We start from the raw sequence: 19806 nt of genomic DNA, 5'->3' as shown, positions 1-19806 counted from the left end.
GATCGATCCGAAGACGACCAACGATCGGCGGGGCGGTCGGTACCTGAGCCATTGAGGTGAGCAGGGCGCACTGGACACAGTCCACCGCGCGCCCGAAATGCGCCGTCGGGAAGCGTGGTTGAGGAGGTTGTGACCTGCGGGAGTGGTGGCCTGAGCGCAGTGTTGTGCTCCACGCACACGAGCGACGAGGAGCGCATCATGCGTATCAGCCATGTCCTTGCCGGCACAGCGACGGGGGCCGCTCTCCCGCTCGGGGGAGCCGTCGCCGCTCCGGCCCCCCGGGCCGCCACCGCACCCGCTGGTTCTCGGAGCACTTCCGCCACCGTGGCGGCGATCCGGCAGCAGACCGGCGAGTACGTCCCGGCGAAGTCCCGTTGCGACGACCGGGCGTCGCACTGCCCGGCCGCCTCGAACGTCCACGACTACAAGTGCGGCGCACGGGCGGCACGCGGCACGCTCTCTCCCCCACCGCACGGGCCGGCTTCGTCACGTACGCGGTGGGCACCGCGCGCGTCTGACACACCGTGTCGCGTACCGGAGTGATTCCGGTAGGCGATACGGCCGTTCGGCGGGGCGCGCGGGGGAGGCACGCGCCTTGATAGCGTCGCTCCCGCGATCGCGGTTTCCGCCTCCCGCCGGGGTCGTCGCCGTGCGTCGTACGGTCCGCCCCGAGGGGCACGGGGAGTTCTGCGGCAAGGACGAAGAGGGCCCGACGCATGAGTCTCGCGCAGTTGCACTACACCTCTGCCTCTGCTGCTTCCGCTGCCTCTGCGGACGACGACGGGGGCGGCAGCGGCGCGCACTTCACCGCTGTCGGCACAGGACTGCCCACGCAGGTGCTGGCCGAGGCCGAACAGCTCCTTCGCTACGATCCGCCCGCCGACGCCCCGCACCGGCCGACAGCCGACCAACTCCGCTCCCTCCCCGAGGCGTTCAGCTTCAGCGCGCTGCCGGACGGCGGACACCTGCTGTCCCGCACGGTGGCGTACGCCGGTCACGGCGCCCTCGGGTTCCACGCGCACGCGGTGCATCTGGAGGCCGGTACGCGGCTGCCGGGCGACGCCCTGCCGATCACCGCCTGGCGGTCGCCGAGCTGGGCCTCGACCCCGCCGGACGGCGGCACTCCCGAGCGGATATCCACGCTGCCCGCCTCCGCCGCCTTCGGCCCCGAGGCGCTGAACGACTTCGCGGTCTCCCGGAGCCCCTGGCTGGCGGCGGTCTTCGCCGACCTGCGCCGGGTGTGCGAGGACCCGTCGGCGGGGCGCCTGGTGCTGGTGGAGCGGCACAGTGCGGATGTGGCCAGATGGATCGCCCTCGCCTCGGCCGTGCTGCCGCCGGACGACGCGCACCGGCTGACGTTCACGACGTACACCCGCCGCCCGGCGCACTCCCCGCACCGGGTCGTCGGAGTACTGCCACAGGATGCCCCGCCGCCGGACGGCTCCGAAGACTCGGGCGCCGGGCCGCTGCGGGTGCGCGACTGCGCGGGCGCCCGGCCGGGCGGGCCGGTGGACGACGCCTGGGCCGAGACCTGCGCCCGGATCTGGCGGAACCGGTCCCCGGAGTTGTTCCGGGCGGCTGCCGAACTGCCCGGCGGGCCGTTCGCCGCCGGGCCGCTCGCCGTGACGGCGCTCTGCGCGGGCGTTCCGCTCGGGGCGGCCGAGCGGGCCGCGGCGGCCGAGTGGGCGGCCGAGCGGCCGTACGCGCTGGACGAGGAGCGCACCCACCGGCTCGCCGACGCCCTGACCGACCCGGACATCGATCGCACACCTCACGAACTCGCTGCGGTGGCCCGGTTGCTGACCGCGCTGGACGGAAGGGCCCCGGCCTCCGTGACGGGCTCGCTCGGTGCCCTGCTGGTGACGGTGGCGGTCTACGGGGGCGATGTCTCCGTGGCTCCCCCGGGGCGTTCGGTCTTCGCCGAGCCGGGCGGGGAACGCGTGGCCGCGGCACTGGTCGAGGCCGTCGGCGACGATCTGCGCGCCGAACTGGCCTCCGGCGGGCCGGTCGTCCCGGACGCCTTGCCCGGGCGGAGCGTGGGGCGCACCGTGCAGTTGCTGCGGATCGCGCGGCTGCTCGACGTGGACTGCGCGGAGCTGCTCCCCGCCGTCGTGAGCCGGATGGCACGGTCCTTGCTGGACGAAGGGGTGGGCGACTTCGGGCCGGTGCTGCTCGACCTGCTGGACGAGCAGTTCGATGTCCGTACGTCGCTCCTCGGTGAGCTGGACCGGATCGCCCCGCAGGATCCGCCGGCGACGGAGCGGTTGCTGGCCGGGGTCGCGCTGCCGTTCACCGGGGCCCAGGCGCTGCCGCATCTGCGGATGTGCGCGGCTGCGCCGGAGGCCAGGGCGAGCGGCGGCGACGACCGGGTGAAGGTGTTGAACGCGGTGCTGCGGGCCGGTGGCATGTCACCGTTCACCGAGCCGCTGGTGCTGCGCACAGCGGTGGGCCTGGTCTGGGGCGACGACGTCCCCACCGTGGGCGAGGCCCGGCTGCTGCTGGCCGGGAGCACGTCCGACGCGCATCGCACGTCCGGCACGTGGTCCGTTCTCGTCGCGGCGGCGCTCGGTGCCCCCGCCGACGAACCGGAAGCCCCCGAACTCGCCCATGATCTGTTGCGCGGGTTCCCGCAGGAGATCGACGCGCGGGCGCGCGGTGCGCTGCACCTCCTGGAGTTCGCGCGGGACCTCCGGTCGGGGGCGGCGGAGCCCGGCTGGGCGGAACGGGCCCGGACGCTGTGCGCCGGGGCCGAACCGGTGGAGTCGGGCGTGCGCGAGCAGGCGTTCGGCGCCCTGGCCGGGCGGTTGCTCGACCCGGACCGGCCCGAGGCGGAGCTGTACGCGTTCGTCCACTGCGACGACCCGGACCTGATCGCGGCCTACGGCAGCGCCGCCCGCCGGGACGCGGTGCTCGCCCGGCTGCGCTCCGATCCGGCCTATGCCGCGGACTGCTTCACCGTCTGGAGTTCCCATCCGCACGCGGGCCGTGCCTGGAGCGAGACCCGGGCGGCGCTGCTGGAGGATGTGCTGCGTCCGGTGGTGCGCGGGCTGTCCGCCGGCGAGGTGACGGCGGTGGAGGAGGCGGCCGAGCGGGCGGGCAGCAGCCGTACGGCGGAGGCGTTCCGGGCGTGGAACCGGCCGGACGGCTTCCGCAGACGGCTCGGCAACAGGCTGGCGGCACGGGTCCGGCGGTCGTGACAGGCCCCTTCGGCCTTCCCGGACGGGACACGGAAGTCGTGCCCCGTCCTGGGTGACCGGTACCGTGTGACCTATCGATCTCGTGCGCTCCCGGCGGGCTGCGTGACACCCCCAGGAGGAACAGATGACGACGAACCGCGGACGCAAGGACGTCATCCGGGACCGGATGGCCGCGACCGGCGAGTCGTACAACGTCGCGGCCCGCAATCTGAAGGCCATGAAGGACATGGGTGCCACCCGCGAGGCCGTCCTCACCCAGCGCTGGCACCCTGCGGACACGCTCGACGTCCCGTGCCCCTGCGGCGGCACCTGCGAGCCCGGCGAGCGGTGCGAGCGCTGCCACGCGCTGCACCGGCACGTGGCGCGCTACCCGGGCAGCGTCACGGACGTGGAGACCTGGGCCGACCGCTACGACTGCATGGGCTGTGCGTCCTCGTACATCCTGACCGTGGTGCTGCCGGGACGGCCGTGGGGTGTGGCCGAGACGGTGGTCCAGGGCGGATCCGCCGAGCCGGTCGTGCGAGCCCGGGTGTTCCCGGGAGTCGCCCATCCGCTGCTGAAGCCGGAGAGCGCCGAGGACGAGGGCTGACGGCGGAGGTCGCCCCCGGCGCGGAGCACCACGCCGCATCACCACGCCGCATCACCACGTCACATCACCACGTCACAGCTCTGCCTCACAGCTCTGCCTCACATCCGTCACAGCACTGCGTCACAGCACGGCCCGCACGACGGCCGCACCGACCGCGACGGCGAGGAGCGATGCCGTGGCGACGAGGACGCGCGGGTTGCCGAGGTTGACCGTCCAGCCGATGCCGACCCGTTTGGGCACCAGGACCGCGGGGTCGTCGGCATTGACGTAGACGGTGCCGGCGCCCCGCCAGAAGCGGTCGTCGTCACGCGGGACCAGACCGGTGTCATCCTCGCCCGCGGGCGCCGGCAGCCGGCTGCCGGCCGGCCCCACGCGCAGGGTGAGGCAGGCGACCAGGGCGAGCACCGCGACCAGCGGCACGCCGGTGACGGCCCAGGTCAGGGGCGTGGAGCGGGTGTCGCTCCACATCAGCGCGGACAGCCCGAGCAGCATGAGGTCCAGCAGCGCGGCGATGCCCATCATGGAGCGGGCCGTGAAGACGAGGTAGCGGCGGTATCGGGCGGCGGCGGCCGCGGGACGTGCCACATCGAGGTCGGCGCGGGCACGCAGCAGACCGGCGACCACGGCGGCGACGACGAGGGTGAGCAGCACCTGGCACAGGACCAGGCCGAAGGCCGTCCACACAGTGGTCGGGTAGGACTCGTAGACGGTGCCGCCGGCCGAGCGCCGGGGCATCGAGATGTGGTCGGGCAGACCGGGGTAGACGATGACGCCGGCGGCGACGCTGACGGCGATCACGACGAGCGCGGGGACGGTCCAGTACCAGGGGAAGCGAACCGGGTCGGTGCGCAGCGAGGTGTCCATGACGGCGCCCTGCCGGGTGTCTTCGTACCAGCCGCCGTCCGCCTTCGCACGGGCTATGCCGCGATGGGCCCGTACCCACAGCGCGGCGGCGAAGGCGCAGAGCAGCAGGGAGCCGACGGCCCCGGCGGTGAGCGTGCCGAGGGCCGCGCCGAGCGCCGAGGAGAGCACGGTGACGACGGCCGCGGCGACGAGGATCGCGCCGCGGTAGTGGTGGCGCTGTTCCTCGACGACGGCGGCGCGCGCCTTGTCCGGCGGTACGCGCACGCCGAAGGGGACGGCGGCGGGGTTGAGCAGCGGGCTGGGGGCGGCGTACAGGACGGCGCTCAGCACCACGAGCGTGCCGAAGTTGAGAGCTGCGTCGACCAGCAAGGTGTTCACCTGTCCGTTCATGTCACTTCACTGATCCCGGCGGGGCGGGATGTCGCGTCACTGAGCCCGGCGGGGCGGGATGTCGCGCCGGGATCCGGCGGGGTCTTCCGGATCCGCGGGCCGTTTCCCGGGCGGTCCCACGGGTCAGGGCGTCTCGTCCGGTCGCCCGGGGAAGCCGTCCAGAACCGTGCCGACATGGCGCGTCACCTCCTGTCTCGGGATCCCGCGGACATCCAGCTCGGCCAGGAGGGTGCGCATGCGCGCCTCCCAGTCGACACCGGCCCGCAGTTCGTCCGACGGCTGCTTGACGTCGGATCGGACCGCCGCGCCGCTCTTGCGGTTGACGCGGATGATCCCTTCGCGTCGTAGCAGGTCATAGGCCTTGTTGACGGTGTGGAAGTTGATCGCCAGATCGACGGCCAGCTGCCTGGTGGACGGAAGTCCGGCACCGGGCGCCAGCGCGCCTTCCGCGATGGCTTCCACCACCCGGTCCCGGATCTGCTGATAGATCGGCACCTCGCTGTCGAGGTCGAGCACTAGGTACACACCCCAATCCTATCTGCTATACATCTAATAGAACAGACGCTCATGGCGACGCGGCAAGCGCGGCGGCAGCCCGCGACTGTCCAGGGGCCCCACCCGGGCCCCCGAAGGAGGGGGAATTCCCATGGCACTGATGAACATTTCCGACACCGGCCTCACCATCGGGTTCAGCGGTCGCGAGCGCACCTGGACCCGGCGCGGCTCCCTGACCGTCCCGCTCGCCGCGATCCGCCGGGTGACCGTCGTCGACAACCCCCTGCGCGCCGCCCACGGCACCCGAAAGGGCCTGCACGCCTGCGGAATCGCCAAGATCGGCGTATGGGGACTGGTCGTCGGCCCTCGTCAGCTCGTGGCCGCCTACCGGGGCAGGCCGGGACTGCGCGTGGAGCTGGACCGCGCCGCCGCCGGTGGCGACTTCGACGAGCTGGTCCTCTCGCTCGACGAGGCGCCGCAGGCCGCGCGGCTGATCGAGCAGCGGGTGGGGAGCCGGCGATGAGCGGACGGCCGCAGGGCCCGCACATAGAGGTAAGCGGGCTGACCAAGCGGTACGGAGCGGTCCGGGCCGTCGACGACCTGAGCTTCACCGTGCGGCCGGGCGTCGTGACGGGCTTCCTCGGCCCCAACGGCGCGGGCAAGAGCACGACGATGCGGATGATCCTCGGTCTGGTGGCCCCCACCTCCGGCACCGCCACCATCGGCGGCAGGCGGTACGTGGACCTGCCCAGGCCCTCCGCCACCGTGGGCGCCGTGCTCGACGCATCGGCGGTCCACCCCGGCCATTCGGCACGGGACCACCTGCACATCTACCGCACCATGGGCGGCCACCCGGCCGGCCGGGTCGACGAGTTGCTGACCCGGCTGGGGCTCGCCCGGGCGGCGGACCGCCCGACCCGCACCTTCTCCACGGGCATGCGGCAACGGCTCTCGCTCGCCACCGCGCTGCTGGGCGACCCGCGGGTCCTGCTGCTGGACGAGCCGGGCAACGGGCTCGACCCGGAAGGCATCGCCTGGCTGCGCACTCTGCTGCGCGGGCTGGCCGCCGAGGGGCGCACCGTGCTGGTCTCCAGTCATGTGCTGAGCGAGGTGCAGCAGATCGTCGAGGACGTCGTCGTGATCCGCAGGGGCCGGCTGGTGGCGGCGGCCCCCCTGGCCGAGATCGAGCGGACGTCGCCGGGCACGGTGCTGGTCCGCTCCCCGGACGCGGCGGAGCTGCGCGCCGCACTGCTGCGCGGCACCGCGCGGGACGGAGCGGCGGACCGGGTGGACCTCATGGCGGACGGAAGCCTGCGCGTGTACGGGATGGCGGACCGTGCCGTCGCCGATCTGGCCGCCGCCGAACGGCTGCGGGTCCACGGGCTGACCGCCGAGGCCGGCCTGGAGCAGCTCTTCCTCCGGCTGGCGGGCGACGTCGGACCGACCGGTGACGACGGACCGACCCGTGGCAACGGACCAACCCGTGGCAACGGACCAACCCGTGACGACGGACCAACCCGTGGCAACGGACCAACCCGTGACGACGGGCCGCCGGTACCGGCGAACGTGAAGGCGGACCGGTGATGAACGCACTGATCAGGGCGGAGTTCCGGCGGCTGTCCGCCACCCGCCTCCCGCTGTGGGCGCTTCTGGCTGCCGTGGTCCTCGGCGGCGGCATCGTGGGCGCCATGACGCTGGTCGGCCCGGAGAACTTCGATCCGCCCGCGCCCGGCCTGGACACCGAGGCCGGCGTCCGCTCGGTGCTCGGGATGCTGAGCTTCACGGTGTTCCTGCCGGCCGCGCTCGGCACCCTGGCGATGACGTCGGAGTACCGCCACCGCACCGCCACGTACACCTTTCTGTACGCCCCGCGGCGCCGTCGGGTGCTGAGCGCCAAGCTCGTCGCGTACGGCGTCGCGGGTCTGCTGTACGGGCTGGTGCTCACCGGCACCGCGGCGGCCGCCTTCTTCGGGGGTGCGGCGGTGCGCGGGGTGACGCCGGGCATGGCCACCGGCGAGGTGCTGGGGCTGCTCGTCCGGCCGGCGGTGGCGATGGCGGTGTACACCCTGCTGGGCGTGGCCGCCGGGGCACTGATCCGGCATCAGGTCGCGGCGCTGGCCGTCGTCATCGGCTATCTGTACGCGGGCGAGTACCTGCTGATGATGATCCCGGGCGTCAAGCTGCTCTACCCGCTGCTGCCCGGCGGCGCCACGGCGTCCCTGACCGGCTTCAGCTACATGGCGGACACGATGGCCGCCGAGCTGGCGACCGGCCCGGTGCAGCTGCTCTCCCCCGTCGGCGGCGCGCTGCTGCTCGCCGGGTACGCGCTGGTCGCTGCGTTCGTCGCGGTCCTGGTGCCGATGCGCAGGGACGTGCACTGACCCCGCACGACGAGGCGGGTGCCCCGGACCGCGGTCCGGGGCACCCGCCGTTCCTGCCTGTCTCAGCCCTCGTCCGGGGCCAGCCGCAGCGAGATCGAGTTGATGCAGTACCGCTGGTCCGTGGGGGTGGGGTAGCCCTCGCCCTCGAAGACATGACCGAGGTGCGATCCGCAGCGTGCGCAGCGGACCTCGGTGCGGACCATGCCGTGGCTGCGGTCCTGGATCAGTTCGACCGCGTCACTGTCCTTCGGGTCGTAGAAGGACGGCCAGCCGCAGTGCGACTCGAACTTGGTGTCCGAGCGGAACAGGTCGGCGCCGCAGGCGCGGCAGGAATAGACGCCCGTGGTCCTGGTGTCGGTGTATTCGCCGACGAAGGCGGGTTCGGTGCCGGCCTGGCGCAGGACCGCGTACTCGGCCGGGGTCAGCTCCGCCCGCCACTGCTCGTCCGGCTTCTCGATGTCGTACGACACGTCGCTCCCTCAGCTCGACAGGTGGTCCAGGATCCGCGGGCCGAGGTCGGTGACGTCGCCCGCTCCCATGGTGAGAACGAGATCGCCGGGCTTCGCCATTCCCGCGACGGTCCCGGGTACCGCGGCCTTGTCGTGGACGGCGGTGACATCGGCACCCGCGGCCCGTGCGGCGTCGATGATCAGCTCGCTGGTGATGCCGGGGATCGGGTCCTCCCGGGCCGGGTAGATGTCCAGCACCACGGAGGCGTCGGCCAGCGCGAGGGCCTGGCCCATCTCGGTGCCCAGCTCCTGGGTGCGGGAGAAGAGGTGGGGCTGGAAGACGACCAGGATGCGGGCCTCCGAGGCGGCGCCGCGCATCGCTTCGAGGTCCGCGGTCATCTCGGTGGGGTGGTGCGCGTACGAGTCGATGACCTGCACGCCCTGCGCCTCGCCCTTGAGCTGGAGGCGGCGCTTGACCCCGGTGTACTTGCCGAGGGCCGAGGCCAGGTTGTGCGCCGGGACGCCGAGGGCGACACCGGCGGCGAGGGCCGCCACCGCGTTGAGGGCGTAGTGGCGGCCGGGCACGGAGACCGTGAACGTGAGGTACTTCCCGTTCAGGACGACCGTGACCTCGCTGGTCAGTCCGCGCGGGGTGATCTTGTGGACGCGTACGTCGGCGGCCTCGGACTCGCCGTAGGTGACGACGTTCGTCGAGGACAGGGAACGGACCCGCTCCGTCAGCTCGACGGCGCCGGCCTGGTCGGCGGAGATCACCAGGGTGCCACCGGGGACGATCTTGCCGGCGAACGCCTCGAACGACTCGTAGATCTCGTCCATCGAGGCGTAGTTCGCGTGGTGGTCCAGCTCGACGTTGAGGACGATGGCGACCTCGGGGTCGTACTTCTGGAAGCTGCGGTCGCTCTCGTCCGCCTCGGCGACGAAGATCGCGCCCTCGCCGTGCGCCGCGTTGGTGCCGGGGCCGGCGAGGTCGCCCCCGATGGCGTACGACGGGTCGAGGTTCAGCTCGGTCAGGGCGACGGCCAGCATCGACGTGGTGGTCGTCTTGCCGTGCGTACCGGCCACCGCGATGGCGCGCAGCCCGCCCATGAGCGAGGCGAGCGCGTCGGAGCGGTGGACGACGGGGACCGACAGCTCGGCGGCGCGCAGCAGCTCCGGGTTGTCGGCGCGGATGGCGCTGGAGACGACGACGCACGAGGCGTCGTCCGCCAGATGTCCGGCGGCGTGCCCGATGTGGACGGTCGCCCCCAGCGCCCGCAGTGCCTCGGCGGTACCCGACTCCTTGGCGTCGCTGCCCGCGACCTTGGCGCCGCGCTGGGCGAGGATCTTCGCGATGCCCGACATTCCGGCGCCGCCGATGCCGATGAAGTGCGGCCGTTCCATGGCGGCAGGAATACCGGGTGCCATGCGTGTGTCTCCCAGAGATCGATGCGGGTACCGGGGTCGGTACGAGGTGCCCGCCCAGCCTATTCGCTGTGCGCGAAGAGCTTGAGCACCGGTACGCCGACCTTGTGACGGGCCCTGGAGGCCCAGTCGCGGTGGAAGAACTCCTCGACGTAGTGCGGCGCGGTCAGCACGATGACCTCGTCCGCCTCCGCGTCGTCGACCACGGACTTCAGCAGGTCCAGGGGGTGGTTCTCGATCACCTGTCCGACCGCTTCGGACCCGGCCTGCCGCAACGCCTCCAGGGACACTTCGAGCGCGAGTTCGGCGGGCTGTCTGGCGTTCTTGCCCTCCGGCTCCTCGCTCTCCCTGGCGGCTTCCTTGAGTTCGCCCATCGCCAGGTCGTCGATCGCCCGCAGCAGCACATCGGCCTGGTCACCGCGCGGCTGCATGAGCACGACGAAGGAGGTCTGCTCCTCCCCGTGCAGGGTGGTGACGAAGTCGACGTCCTCGGAGGTGAGGGGCTTCTCGATCATCAAAACGCTGGTGAACACCACGGGTGCCCTTCTGCTTCAGTGACCGTCGCCGATCACTGCTGAAACCATCCTTCCCCGTGCTCGCACGGGGTCTGCGAGAGTAATTGTGCCCACCGGAAGCTAACCGGAACGACAAATTCCGCTGAATGTCAGCTCCGACGGTACCGAGTGAAGAGGAACCCGGCCTCTTCCAGCATCGATGCCAGGGCGAATCGTTCCGGCACGGCCACCGACGGACCACCCGCGATCCGCTGCGCGTCTCCGGCGGTCATCATCGGCGAAAGGGTCAGACAGAGCTCGTCCAGCACCCCGGCGGCCACGAACTGACCCAGCATTCTGGGGCCGCCCTCGGTCAGCAGCCGCTTGAACCCCCGGTCCGCCAGCTCCCGTACGGCCCTGGCGGGGTCCACCCGGGAACCCTCCCCCGCGACCACCACCTCGGCACCCGCCCGGCGCGCCTCCTCGATCCGGCCCGGCGGGGCCCCGGCGCCGGTCAGCACGAGGGTCGGGACGAGCGGCCGGGTGAAGAGCGGCAGCGAGAAGTCGAGGTCCAGGCTGCCGCTCACCACGGCGATCGCGGGGGCGGGCCCCTGCCCCGCCGCGGCCCGGCGGGCGGCGAACGCCTCACGGGCCCTGGCCGGACGGTAGCCCTCCAGGCGTACCGTCTCCGCGCCGGCGAGGACCACGTCCGCCAGACCCCGCAGGGTGCCGAAGATCCGCATGTCGCTCTCGCAGGAGATCGGCTGCGAGCGGCCGTCGTGCTGGGCGGCCCCGTCGAGCGTCGAAACCATGTTGGCGCGCAGCCAGGGGCCGTCCTGTTCGGGGTAGGCGTAGGCGTCGGCCAGGGCGTCCAGACTCCACTCCCCCTCGTCGTCGGCCGGTGTCGGGTCGGTCACAGGGAAGAGGCGTCGCATGTCGTGCAGTCTGGCACGGCGCTTAAGGTGGACAGTTGTGTCGTCCTCCACAGCCGTGCCGGGGCAGAGCCCCATAGCCGAAACGGCCCCCCTGTCCCTCTGCGCACTCGAACCCCGCGTACCCGCCGACCGGCTGGTCGCCGAGATGGTGCCGCCGCCGCGCTTCGACTCCGTACGCTTCGATACGTATGTCCCGGACCCGAACCAGCCCAGCCAGACCGAGGCGGTCACGGTCCTGAGCGACTTCGCGGCGGGGCTCGGTGGGGCGCACGCCAGCGGCTCGGGCAGGACCGGAAGAGCGCGAAGCGCATCCCTTGAGGGGTGGTGGCGGGCGACGGGCGGGCGGTTCAGCAGGAAGCCCGCGGTCCCGTCCGCGCCGCTCGGGGTCTACCTCGACGGCGGCTACGGCGTCGGCAAGACCCATCTGCTGGCCTCCCTCTGGCACGCCACCCCCGCCGCCCCGTCACTGAAGGCGTTCGGCACCTTCGTCGAGCTGACGAACCTGGTCGGCGCGCTGGGCTTCCAGCAGACCGTGCAGACGCTGAGCGGGCACCGGCTGCTGTGCATCGACGAGTTCGAGCTGGACGACCCGGGCGACACCGTGCTGGTGTCGTCGCTGCTGAACAGACTGGTGGAGGCGGGGGTCGCGCTCGCCGCCACCTCCAACACGCTGCCCGGCAAGCTCGGCGAGGGCCGGTTCGCCGCGGCGGACTTCCTGCGGGAGATCCAGGGGCTGTCCGCGCACTTCCGCCCGCTGCGGATCGACGGGGAGGACTACCGCCACCGCGGGCTGCCCGAGGCGCCCGCGCCGTACTCCGAGGAGCAGGTCACGAGAGCGGCGTACGCCACCGAAGGGGCCAGTCTGGACGACTTCCCCTCGCTGCTCGGCCATCTCGCCCGGGTCCACCCGAGCCGCTACGGCGCGCTCACGGACGGCCTGCGGGCGGTCTGCCTCACCGAGGTCCAGCCGGTCCCCGACCAGTCGACCGCGCTGCGCCTCGTCGTCCTCGCCGACCGGCTGTACGACCGGGAGGTCCCGGTGCTCGCCTCCGGGCTGCCGTTCGACCGGCTGTTCAGCGAAGAGATGCTGAACGGCGGGTACCGGAAGAAGTACTTCCGGGCGATCTCCCGGCTGACGGCGCTGGCGCGCGACGCGAAGGGGCTGGTGGCGCAGTAGGTTCGGGGACGTACCACCCCGAGGCGCCCCCGCGGCGCCCCGGGACCCCCGTAGCGACCGCGCACACCGTTTGAAGGGATCCAGCATGGCTACCACCCGCCAGGCCCACACGGTCTGGGAAGGCAACCTGATCGAGGGCAAGGGTGTCGTCACCTTCGACTCCTCCGGCATCGGCGAGTTCGACGTCTCCTGGCCGTCCCGCGCGGAGAAGGCGAACGGCAAGACCTCGCCCGAGGAGCTCATCGCGGCGGCCCACTCCAGCTGCTTCTCGATGGCGCTGTCCCACGGACTGGCCTCGGCCGGCACCCCGTCGACCCAGCTGACCACCACGGCCGACGTCACCTTCCAGCCCGGCACCGGCATCACCGGCATCCACCTCACCGTCCAGGGCGAGGTCCCCGGCATCGACGAGGCGGGCTTCGTCAGGGCCGCCGAGGAGGCCAAGGCGAACTGCCCGGTCAGCCAGGCGCTGACCGGTACGACGATCACGCTCTCCGCCTCGCTGGTCTGACCACGGGGGCCACTCCCGGCCCGGGACACACCCGCGGCCCGGTGACCCGCATGGTTCCCGCGCGGCTGTGCGCGTGGTACACACATGCGGGTCACTTCTCCTGTCCGCCAGCAGGGAGTTGCCCCATGTCATCAGAGACATCACGACCGACCGCAGAAACGTCGCGCCCCGCCGCCACCCGCCGTCAGGTCCTGGCCGGCAGCGGCGCGGCCATCGCCTCGGTCGCCTTCACCGGAGCGTTCTCCGAACTCTTCGCGGGCACCGCGGCCGCCCGGGGACACGCCGGGTACGGCCCGCTGGTGCCGGACCCCGACGGGCTGCTCGACCTTCCCAGGGGCTTCCGCTACCGGGTGCTGTCCCGGGAGGGCGACCCGCTCCGCTCCGGCGAGGGCCCGGTCCCCAGCAACCACGACGGCATGGCCGCCTTCGCGGGCCGCCACGGACACGTCCGCCTGGTCCGCAACCACGAGAACCGCGTCACCGCCAAGCTCCAGGTCCCGGTCGTCGAGGGGCTCACCTACGACCCGATGGGCAAGGGCGGCTGTACGGCACTGGAGCTGGACGGCCGCAACAACGTCCTCGGTGAACGCGTCGCCATCGCCGGTACGGCGGTGAACTGCGCGGGTGGCCGCACCCCCTGGAACACGTGGCTGACCTGCGAGGAGACCGAGGACCGAGCGGGCACCAACGGCTACACCAAGGACCACGGCTTCATCTTCGAGGTGGACGGCGCCGATCCGCGCCGCACGGGGGCCGTGCCGCTCACCGCGATGGGCCGCTTCCAGCACGAGGCCATCGCGATCGACCCGGAGAACGGGACCGTCTACGAGACGGAGGACGCGTTCGAGAGGCCGTTCGGGCTCTTCTACCGCTTCCTGCCGGAAAAACCGCTCGGCGGTACCGGCTCGCTGCGGGCCGGCGGCCGGCTGGAGGCCATGCGGGTGCCGGGCGTCCCCGACCTCTCCGCGGTCCAGGAGACCGGCGCGAGCTTCGAGCGCGTCGAGTGGGTTCCGGTACCGGATCCGCTGGCCGCCGGGACACCGATCCGGTTCCAGGACTTCGGCCCGAAGGGCATCACCCACGCGCAGAAGCTGGAGGGCTGCTACTGGGGCGGGTCCTCGGTCTACTTCGTCTCCAGCTTCGCGCACAGCGCGGAGGGGTCGGCCGCCGACCACTACGGCCAGGTGTGGCGGTACGAGCCGAAGCGGCGCCGTCTCACCCTCGTGATCGTCTTCGGCCCCGGCACCGACGTACAGCTGCCGGGCGAGTCCCCGGACAACATCACTCTCGCCGCCGACGGCGGGCTGATGGTGTGCGAGGACGGCGGCGGCGCGCAGCATGTCTTCGGGCTGACACGGCGCGGCGAGGTGTACGCGATGGCGCGGGGCCGGCAGAACATCGGGACGCCCGAGAAGCCGGAGTGGGGAGAGTTCGCCGGGGTCACGTTCGCGCCGGACGGCGGGACGATGTTCGTGAACTGCTACACGCCGGGGACCACGTTCGCGGTGACCGGGCCGTGGCGCTGACGCGCTGACCCACCGACGTACCGGGGGGGGGCGGGCAGCCGGTGCCCGCCCCCTTCGCGCCGCCCGGAGCGGGGCCCGTGTTCCGCACAGCGGAACAGCGGGCGGGAGGGCCGGAAGAACGCCCCACGGGACGATGGAAGTCGATCGAAGAAGCTGCGGCGGAACGGCATCGGTGGGGATAGGCTCCCGCCTGGTTCCGCGTGCCTCCGCGGGACCCGCCGCACCGGCAGGCAAGGAGGAGCGCCTTGTCCGCACCGGTGCACCGCATGTTCTCCACAGCCTCGAAACCAACCCCGATGGGACGTGAACAATGAGGCACGAAACCGCACGGCACGACATCACCGTCGTCGGCGGCGGACTGGCCGGTGTGTGCGCGGCGATAGCCGCCGCCCGGCTGGGCCGTACCGTGGCGCTCGTCAACAACCGGCCGGTGCTCGGCGGGAATTCCAGCAGCGAGGTCCGGGTCTGGGTCGTCGGCGCCACCGCGCACGGCAACAACCACAACGCCCGCGAGGGCGGCATCATGGGCGAGCTCTTCGTCGAGAACCAGTTCCGCAATCCGGACGGGAACCCGTACTACTGGGACACGGTCGTGCTGGACGCGGTCCGGGCCGAGCCCGGGATCACGCTCTACCTCAACACCGATGTCAGGGAGGTGGATGCCCAGGGGCCCGAGGACGCCCGGCACATCACCGCCGTCACCGGCTGGATGATGGGCTCCGAGCGGCTCATCCGCTTCGAGAGCGAGATGTTCCTGGACTGTTCGGGGGACGGCCTGATCGGCCACCTGGCGGGCGCCCGGCACCGCATCGGCCGGGAGTCGCGCGCCGAGTACGACGAGGCGTGGGCGCCCGAGGAGGCCGATCGCATCACACTGGGATCGACCCTGCTCTTCTACACCAAGGACGCCGGACACCCCGTCAAGTACGTGCCGCCGTCCTTCGCCAAGAACATCGCCGAGACCTCCATCCCGCAGCGGCGCATCATCAAGTCCGGTGACAACGGCTGCGCGTACTGGTGGATCGAGTTCGGCGGCGAGCTGGACACGGTGCATGACAACGATGTCATCCGTGATGAGCTGTGGTCGGTGATCCACGGCATCTGGGACCACATCAAGAACTCCGGCGAGTTCGACGCGGCGAACATGACGCTGGAGTGGGTGGGTTCGGTGCCCGGCAAGCGCGAGTACCGGCGCTTCCTCGGCGACTACGTGCTCCACCAGGGCGACATCCTCGGCCAGACCGAGTTCGACGACCGGGTCGCGTTCGGCGGCTGGTCCATCGACCTGCATCCACCCAAGGGCATGTACGCCGACGGGGACGGCGCCAAGCAGCGCTACGCGGACGGGATCTACCACATCCCCTACCGCAGCCTGTACTCGGTGAACACGACCAACCTGCTCCTCGCCGGACGCAACATCTCCGCCAGCCACGTCGCCTTCGGCTCCACCCGCGTCATGGCGACCTGCGCCACCGTCGGCCAGGCGGCCGGCACCGCCGCCGCGCTCTGCGCCACCGGGGAGGTCACCCCGCGCGAACTCCCCGTACCCGAACTGCAGCGCGCCCTGCTGCGGGAGGACGCCTCCGTCGTCGGTCTGGCGTCGAGCGACCCGGAGGACCTGGCCCTGAGCGCCACCGTCACGGCCTCGTCCACGCTGACGGGTCTCGGCGCCGAGGCCCCGCTGGAGCGCGTGCCGCTGACCGCCGACGCCGGTCTGGTGCTGCCCGTCGATCCCGAACTGACCGGCCTCGAACTGCTCGTCGACGCCGAACGAGACACCGAACTCGTCGTCGAGCTGTACGACCCGGAACTCGGGCAGAACTACGTCCCGCGGCGCCTCGTCGACTCCGTCACCGTCCCGGTCGCCGCCGGGTCGAAGCAGTGGGCCGGGACGGGGCTGCGCTGGTCGCCGGAGAACGCCCGCAACGCCTTCGTCCGCGTACGCGCGAACGAGGACCTCGCCCTGTACGGCACCGACGGGCCGGTCCCGGGTGTTCTCGGCCTCACCCACGTTCCGCTGCGCCCGGAGCAGGAGTCGCCGCAGCCGCTGCGCGAGTGGACCGACGACGGTCTGCTGCGCCGCGCCTTCTGCTTCCGGGCGGGCGAGACCGCCGCGTATGCCCCCGCCAAGGCCGTGGACGGCTTTGCCCGCCCGTACGCCGGTCCGCACATGTGGGTCTCCGAGCCGCTCCGGGACGGCGTCGGGGCCTGGCTGGAGCTGGCGTGGCCGCAGCCGGTCACCCTGGGGCGGATCGACGTGCTCGCCGACGACGACGTCAACGAGGACCTGATCAACCTGCACCACCACCGCACGCCCTTCGACGTCCTCCCCACCCTGCTGCGGGACTACCGCGTCGAGGCGCGTGACGCGGACGGCACCTGGCGGACCGTCTCCCGCACGACGGACAACCGGCGGCGGCGCCAGGTGCACACCCTGGACCAGCCGGTCGCCTCGACGGCGCTGAGGATCGTCGTCGAGGCGACCAACGGGGCTCCGTCGGCCCATGTGGTCGCCGTCCGCGCCTACGCGTAGGCGCGGTCCGGCGGGGCGGGCCGGTGGACCACTCGGCCGGCCCGCACCCGCCGACTCGACGGCCCGGGTGAATCCGGGTGCGACTCCGGTCGAGCGCGGCCCCGTATCCACCCACTGGTCAGATAAACCGATACTTTCCGCTGGTGACCCATTCTGTGCGGAAATCAACGGCTCTGACCGTTCTCGGTGTGGTGCTGGGCGGCCTCGCCGGCTGCGGGGGCCCCGGCAGTGTGTCTACCGACGGCCCCCCGGCTGCCGGGCGTACGCCCTTCGCGGCCCACACCCCGTCGCACGCGGCCTCGGCGCCGCCCACGCTGGCTCCGGGCCCCGGTGCGCGGACGCCGGTCTTCGAGCGCGGGGTGAAGGCCGGCGCGAAGGTGGTGGCGCTGACCTTCGACGCCGACATGACGGCCGACGAGGGACCGCGCGCGGCGGCCGGCGAGCATTTCGACAATCCCGGACTCATCGATCTGCTGCGCCGGTCGAAGGTGCCGGCGACGGTCTTCATGACCGGACGATGGGCCGACGAATACCCGGAGCAGGCCAGGTCCATCGGTGCCGATCCGCTCTTCGAGGTCGGCAACCACTCGTACAGCCACTACGCCTTCAAGTCCCCCTGCTACGGACTGCCGGCCGTGGCGAAGGACGGCGAGCGCGCCGACGTGGCGCGGGCCTCCGCCTCGTTCCGGAAGGCGGGGGTGCGCAATACGGTGCCGTACTTCCGCTTCCCCGGCGGCTGCTACGACGATGCCTCGCTGCGCGCGCTCGCGCCCGAGAAGGTGACGGCGGTCCAGTGGGACGTCATCAGCGGCGACGCCTTCGCGACGGACCCGGACGCGGTGGCCGAACAGGTGCTGGACGGAGTGAGGCCGGGGTCGCTGGTCGTCATGCACTGCACCCGCAGCGCGGCGCCGGTCACCGACGAGGCGGTCGAGCGGATCGTCCCGGAGCTTCGTGAACGCGGGTACCGCTTCGTGAAGGTCTCCGACCTGATCCGGGCCGCGCAGCGCTGACCGCGGCCCCGTGTCCGCTCAGCCGGAGCACGCCGTGCGCTGGGACGCGTACGAGCCCTACCCGGGCAGCGAGCCGGCGCGATCCGGTGTGACCGCTGCCCCTGGCCCGGACTCCGCTCCATCATCCCGCGCCCCCTTCACGTCGGTTGGGTTGTGCTTCTCAGGGATTGGGGTTCCGGTAGATGCTCGCGGCCATGGCGCCCAACTGTTTGTTGGCCTTGAGTGCCAGGTCGATGGCACCGTTCACGGTGTTGCCCGGTGCGAGGATGTCATTGACGTAGATGGCGAAGGCGTAGCGGCGGCCGTTCTCCGCATCGACATATCCGGCGAGTGCCTTGGTGGTCAGGGCCAACTTCCCGTTGACGGCACCGATCAGGGTGCCGGTCTTGGCTCGGATGTGGCCCGCGGCCGGGTCGGTGGGCTTGATGACGCCGGCCAGCGAGCCGTCCACGCCCATGGTCGGCATGGAGTCGTGCAGGACGCCGAAGTAGTTCTTCCCGGAGAGATTCCGCAGTAGTTGCGTCTGGGCGGCCGGTGTGGCCCTGTCACCGGTGAGGCCCTGGGCGTCCACGAGATCGAAGGAATCACCGTCGATGCCGGCACGCGTGAGAAATTCTCGTTCGGTCCTCATACCGTCGGCGTAGGTGTGCTTGCCGTTGTGGACGGCCATCAGGGGCGGCAGAAGGTTGGCGCCGAGGTTGTGACTGACCTTGTTGATCAGTTTTGCGTATTCCTTGAAGGGGGGTGACGTGTAGCTTGCGGAGACGGGCAGCCTTTTGACCTTCTGCACCGGCGGGAGTTTGCTGCTGGGATTGTCCCCCAGGGTTGGGGAGGCGACGGAGACGCCATGCTCGGCGAGTGCTTCGATGAGTACCGTGCGGGCGAACGCGGCCGGGTCGGGCACTTGGTACGTCGCGATGAAGGGCGCGGTGGCGTCCGCCGGCACGGAACCCCGTATCCGGATGCGTCCGGCAGCGGGAGAGTCGGTCGTGACGGCCGGCTTCGTCCCGGCGGGAGTCGTGGTGACGTGCGAGTCGACGGTGAACGCGGCGGTCTTGGGGCGCCAGTCGACGGTTGCCGGCCGGCCGGGTGCTGCCGGGGTGATCAGCAGGTCGATGAGGTTGTCGTTGACGACTGTCGGCGTGATGGGTATGCCTCCGATCGTCACCGGGGCCCAGAGGCGGTCGTCGATGACCACGTCTCCGTCGATGTGCCGGATGCCGCTCGCCGCGACCTGCCGGGCGAGGTCGTTGATGCCGGCGAGGGGGTCTTCACGCGTGAGGGTGGCCATACCGGGCACGGCATTTGCATCGGTGTGGTCGAAATCCGGGATGTCGACCTTCCCGAGCGCGTTGGTCCGCCCGCCGAGTGTCAGATCGCCGCTTCCCACCATGATGAGGTTTCCGGAGAGGCGGCCGTCGTGCGATACCGAACCGGAGCGGACAAGGGGGGTGCGGAACCGATGGCTGCTCCCGAGTGTGTCGAGCGCGGCGCCGACGGCGAAGGTCTTGGCGGTCGAGCCCATCACGAACTTGGACGTGGCGTTCTTGGACTGCACGACCTTTCCGGATGTCAGGTCGGTGACCTGAAGTCCCCACTGTCCCGAGGACCATGGGGCACCTCGCATGAGTTTCTGCAGCTCTGCGCTCACTCCAGCGGCGCTCGATGATCCTGGAGCCGAAGGATGCTTGTCGGTTGCGTCGGTGTGGCACGCGGAAGCGGTGAGCGCGGCGACCGTCGAGGCGGCGACGACGGCTACGGTGCGGGGCCGTCGGCGTCGTGCCTTCGGCTTGACGGCGTGTGCGCCGTTCATGGGAGTGCGCTCCTGCA

Annotated in this window: 17 protein-coding genes; 10 read left to right on the top strand and 7 right to left on the bottom strand. The window is 71.8% G+C overall.

Annotated elements, in window-relative coordinates:
- The first annotated feature begins 716 nt into the window (after positions 1 to 716).
- Together ACGF8B_RS08450 and ACGF8B_RS08445 are read left to right on the top strand one after the other, a co-directional pair.
- On the top strand, positions 717 to 3197 hold the full coding sequence (locus ACGF8B_RS08450; RefSeq protein WP_392735959.1) for a GTPase-associated protein 1-related protein: 2481 nt from the start codon (positions 717 to 719) through the stop codon (positions 3195 to 3197).
- A gap of 124 nt (positions 3198 to 3321) precedes the next feature.
- On the top strand, positions 3322 to 3786 hold the full coding sequence (locus ACGF8B_RS08445; RefSeq protein ID WP_392735957.1) for a hypothetical protein: 465 nt from the start codon (positions 3322 to 3324) through the stop codon (positions 3784 to 3786).
- Positions 3787 to 3906: 120 nt separating this feature from the next.
- On the opposite strand, the gene ACGF8B_RS08440 is transcribed toward ACGF8B_RS08445, so the two are convergent.
- The gene (locus tag ACGF8B_RS08440) at positions 3907 to 5040 is read right to left on the bottom strand and encodes a DUF5808 domain-containing protein (protein ID WP_392735955.1); all 1134 of its coding nucleotides are present in this window, start codon (positions 5038 to 5040) and stop codon (positions 3907 to 3909) included.
- 123 nt (positions 5041 to 5163) lie between these two features.
- On the bottom strand, positions 5164 to 5556 hold the full coding sequence (locus tag ACGF8B_RS08435) for a GntR family transcriptional regulator (protein WP_392735953.1): 393 nt from the start codon (positions 5554 to 5556) through the stop codon (positions 5164 to 5166).
- Between the two features lie 130 nt (positions 5557 to 5686).
- Between ACGF8B_RS08435 and ACGF8B_RS08430 the strand changes: the two genes are divergently transcribed.
- The 3 genes from ACGF8B_RS08430 to ACGF8B_RS08420 are packed head-to-tail and all read left to right on the top strand — an operon-like array spanning position 5687 to position 7916.
- Positions 5687 to 6058 (top strand): hypothetical protein, encoded by a 372-nt coding sequence (locus tag ACGF8B_RS08430; RefSeq protein ID WP_392735952.1) that lies wholly within the window; start codon positions 5687 to 5689, stop codon positions 6056 to 6058.
- Positions 6055 to 7119 (top strand): ATP-binding cassette domain-containing protein, encoded by a 1065-nt coding sequence (locus ACGF8B_RS08425; protein WP_392735950.1) that lies wholly within the window; start codon positions 6055 to 6057, stop codon positions 7117 to 7119. The genes ACGF8B_RS08430 and ACGF8B_RS08425 overlap by 4 nt, the downstream gene beginning before the upstream one ends.
- Positions 7119 to 7916 (top strand): ABC transporter permease, encoded by a 798-nt coding sequence (locus ACGF8B_RS08420; RefSeq protein ID WP_392735948.1) that lies wholly within the window; start codon positions 7119 to 7121, stop codon positions 7914 to 7916. The genes ACGF8B_RS08425 and ACGF8B_RS08420 overlap by 1 nt, the downstream gene beginning before the upstream one ends.
- Before the next feature lie 62 nt (positions 7917 to 7978).
- Here the strand turns inward: ACGF8B_RS08420 and msrB are convergent, their stop codons facing one another.
- The 4 genes from msrB to ACGF8B_RS08400 form a co-directional block, all read right to left on the bottom strand.
- Positions 7979 to 8386, bottom strand: coding sequence for a peptide-methionine (R)-S-oxide reductase MsrB (gene msrB, locus ACGF8B_RS08415; protein WP_342284376.1), 408 nt, complete (start codon positions 8384 to 8386; stop codon positions 7979 to 7981).
- Between the two features lie 9 nt (positions 8387 to 8395).
- On the bottom strand, positions 8396 to 9790 hold the full coding sequence (gene murC / locus ACGF8B_RS08410; protein ID WP_392735945.1) for a UDP-N-acetylmuramate--L-alanine ligase: 1395 nt from the start codon (positions 9788 to 9790) through the stop codon (positions 8396 to 8398).
- A 59-nt stretch (positions 9791 to 9849) separates the two neighbouring features.
- Positions 9850 to 10302, bottom strand: coding sequence for an indole-3-glycerol phosphate synthase (locus ACGF8B_RS08405; RefSeq protein ID WP_392736470.1), 453 nt, complete (start codon positions 10300 to 10302; stop codon positions 9850 to 9852).
- A gap of 149 nt (positions 10303 to 10451) precedes the next feature.
- Entirely contained in the window at positions 10452 to 11216 is a 765-nt protein-coding gene (locus ACGF8B_RS08400) for a pyrimidine reductase family protein (protein WP_392735943.1), read from the bottom strand.
- 37 nt (positions 11217 to 11253) lie between these two features.
- Between ACGF8B_RS08400 and zapE the strand changes: the two genes are divergently transcribed.
- From zapE to ACGF8B_RS08375, 5 genes are all read left to right on the top strand, one after another.
- A complete protein-coding gene (zapE, locus tag ACGF8B_RS08395; RefSeq protein WP_392735941.1) occupies positions 11254 to 12393 on the top strand; it encodes a cell division protein ZapE in 1140 nt (379 codons plus the stop codon).
- Positions 12394 to 12478: 85 nt separating this feature from the next.
- Positions 12479 to 12904, top strand: coding sequence for an OsmC family protein (locus ACGF8B_RS08390; protein WP_392735939.1), 426 nt, complete (start codon positions 12479 to 12481; stop codon positions 12902 to 12904).
- A 125-nt stretch (positions 12905 to 13029) separates the two neighbouring features.
- Positions 13030 to 14430, top strand: a complete 1401-nt coding sequence (locus ACGF8B_RS08385; RefSeq protein ID WP_392735937.1) for an alkaline phosphatase PhoX — start codon at positions 13030 to 13032, stop codon at positions 14428 to 14430.
- Positions 14431 to 14740: 310 nt separating this feature from the next.
- The gene (locus ACGF8B_RS08380; protein WP_392735935.1) at positions 14741 to 16963 is read left to right on the top strand and encodes an FAD-dependent oxidoreductase; all 2223 of its coding nucleotides are present in this window, start codon (positions 14741 to 14743) and stop codon (positions 16961 to 16963) included.
- Positions 16964 to 17106: 143 nt separating this feature from the next.
- Positions 17107 to 17976 carry a polysaccharide deacetylase family protein gene (locus tag ACGF8B_RS08375; protein ID WP_392735933.1) on the top strand — a complete coding sequence of 290 codons (870 nt, stop codon included), beginning with the start codon at positions 17107 to 17109 and terminating at the stop codon, positions 17974 to 17976.
- Positions 17977 to 18136: 160 nt separating this feature from the next.
- On the opposite strand, the gene dacB is transcribed toward ACGF8B_RS08375, so the two are convergent.
- Positions 18137 to 19603: a D-alanyl-D-alanine carboxypeptidase/D-alanyl-D-alanine-endopeptidase gene (gene dacB / locus ACGF8B_RS08370; RefSeq protein ID WP_392735931.1), complete on the bottom strand. Its 1467-nt coding sequence runs from the start codon at positions 19601 to 19603 to the stop codon at positions 18137 to 18139.
- Positions 19604 to 19806 lie beyond the last annotated feature (203 nt).

The organism is Streptomyces sp. NPDC047917 (assembly GCF_043204345.1).
GTDB classification, from domain to species: domain Bacteria; phylum Actinomycetota; class Actinomycetes; order Streptomycetales; family Streptomycetaceae; genus Streptomyces; species Streptomyces sanglieri.
Note: the sequence above shows the minus strand (reverse complement) of the source record. Positions and strands in the feature narration are given on the sequence as shown.

Excerpts from the sequence above, each read along its gene's own strand:
- dacB (WP_392735931.1), bottom strand. The coding sequence starts at position 19,603 with ATGCGAGGTGCCCCATGGTCCTCGGGACAGTGGGGACTTCAGGTCACC.
- ACGF8B_RS08385 (WP_392735937.1), top strand. The coding sequence starts at position 13,030 with ATGTCATCAGAGACATCACGACCGACCGCAGAAACGTCGCGCCCCGCC.
- ACGF8B_RS08420 (WP_392735948.1), top strand. The coding sequence starts at position 7,119 with ATGAACGCACTGATCAGGGCGGAGTTCCGGCGGCTGTCCGCCACCCGC.
- ACGF8B_RS08405 (WP_392736470.1), bottom strand. The coding sequence starts at position 10,302 with ATGATCGAGAAGCCCCTCACCTCCGAGGACGTCGACTTCGTCACCACC.
- ACGF8B_RS08425 (WP_392735950.1), top strand. The coding sequence starts at position 6,055 with ATGAGCGGACGGCCGCAGGGCCCGCACATAGAGGTAAGCGGGCTGACC.
- ACGF8B_RS08440 (WP_392735955.1), bottom strand. The coding sequence starts at position 5,040 with ATGAACGGACAGGTGAACACCTTGCTGGTCGACGCAGCTCTCAACTTC.
- ACGF8B_RS08450 (WP_392735959.1), top strand. The coding sequence starts at position 717 with ATGAGTCTCGCGCAGTTGCACTACACCTCTGCCTCTGCTGCTTCCGCT.
- ACGF8B_RS08390 (WP_392735939.1), top strand. The coding sequence starts at position 12,479 with ATGGCTACCACCCGCCAGGCCCACACGGTCTGGGAAGGCAACCTGATC.
- ACGF8B_RS08400 (WP_392735943.1), bottom strand. The coding sequence starts at position 11,216 with ATGCGACGCCTCTTCCCTGTGACCGACCCGACACCGGCCGACGACGAG.
- ACGF8B_RS08445 (WP_392735957.1), top strand. The coding sequence starts at position 3,322 with ATGACGACGAACCGCGGACGCAAGGACGTCATCCGGGACCGGATGGCC.
- ACGF8B_RS08380 (WP_392735935.1), top strand. The coding sequence starts at position 14,741 with ATGAGGCACGAAACCGCACGGCACGACATCACCGTCGTCGGCGGCGGA.
- murC (WP_392735945.1), bottom strand. The coding sequence starts at position 9,790 with ATGGCACCCGGTATTCCTGCCGCCATGGAACGGCCGCACTTCATCGGC.
- ACGF8B_RS08430 (WP_392735952.1), top strand. The coding sequence starts at position 5,687 with ATGGCACTGATGAACATTTCCGACACCGGCCTCACCATCGGGTTCAGC.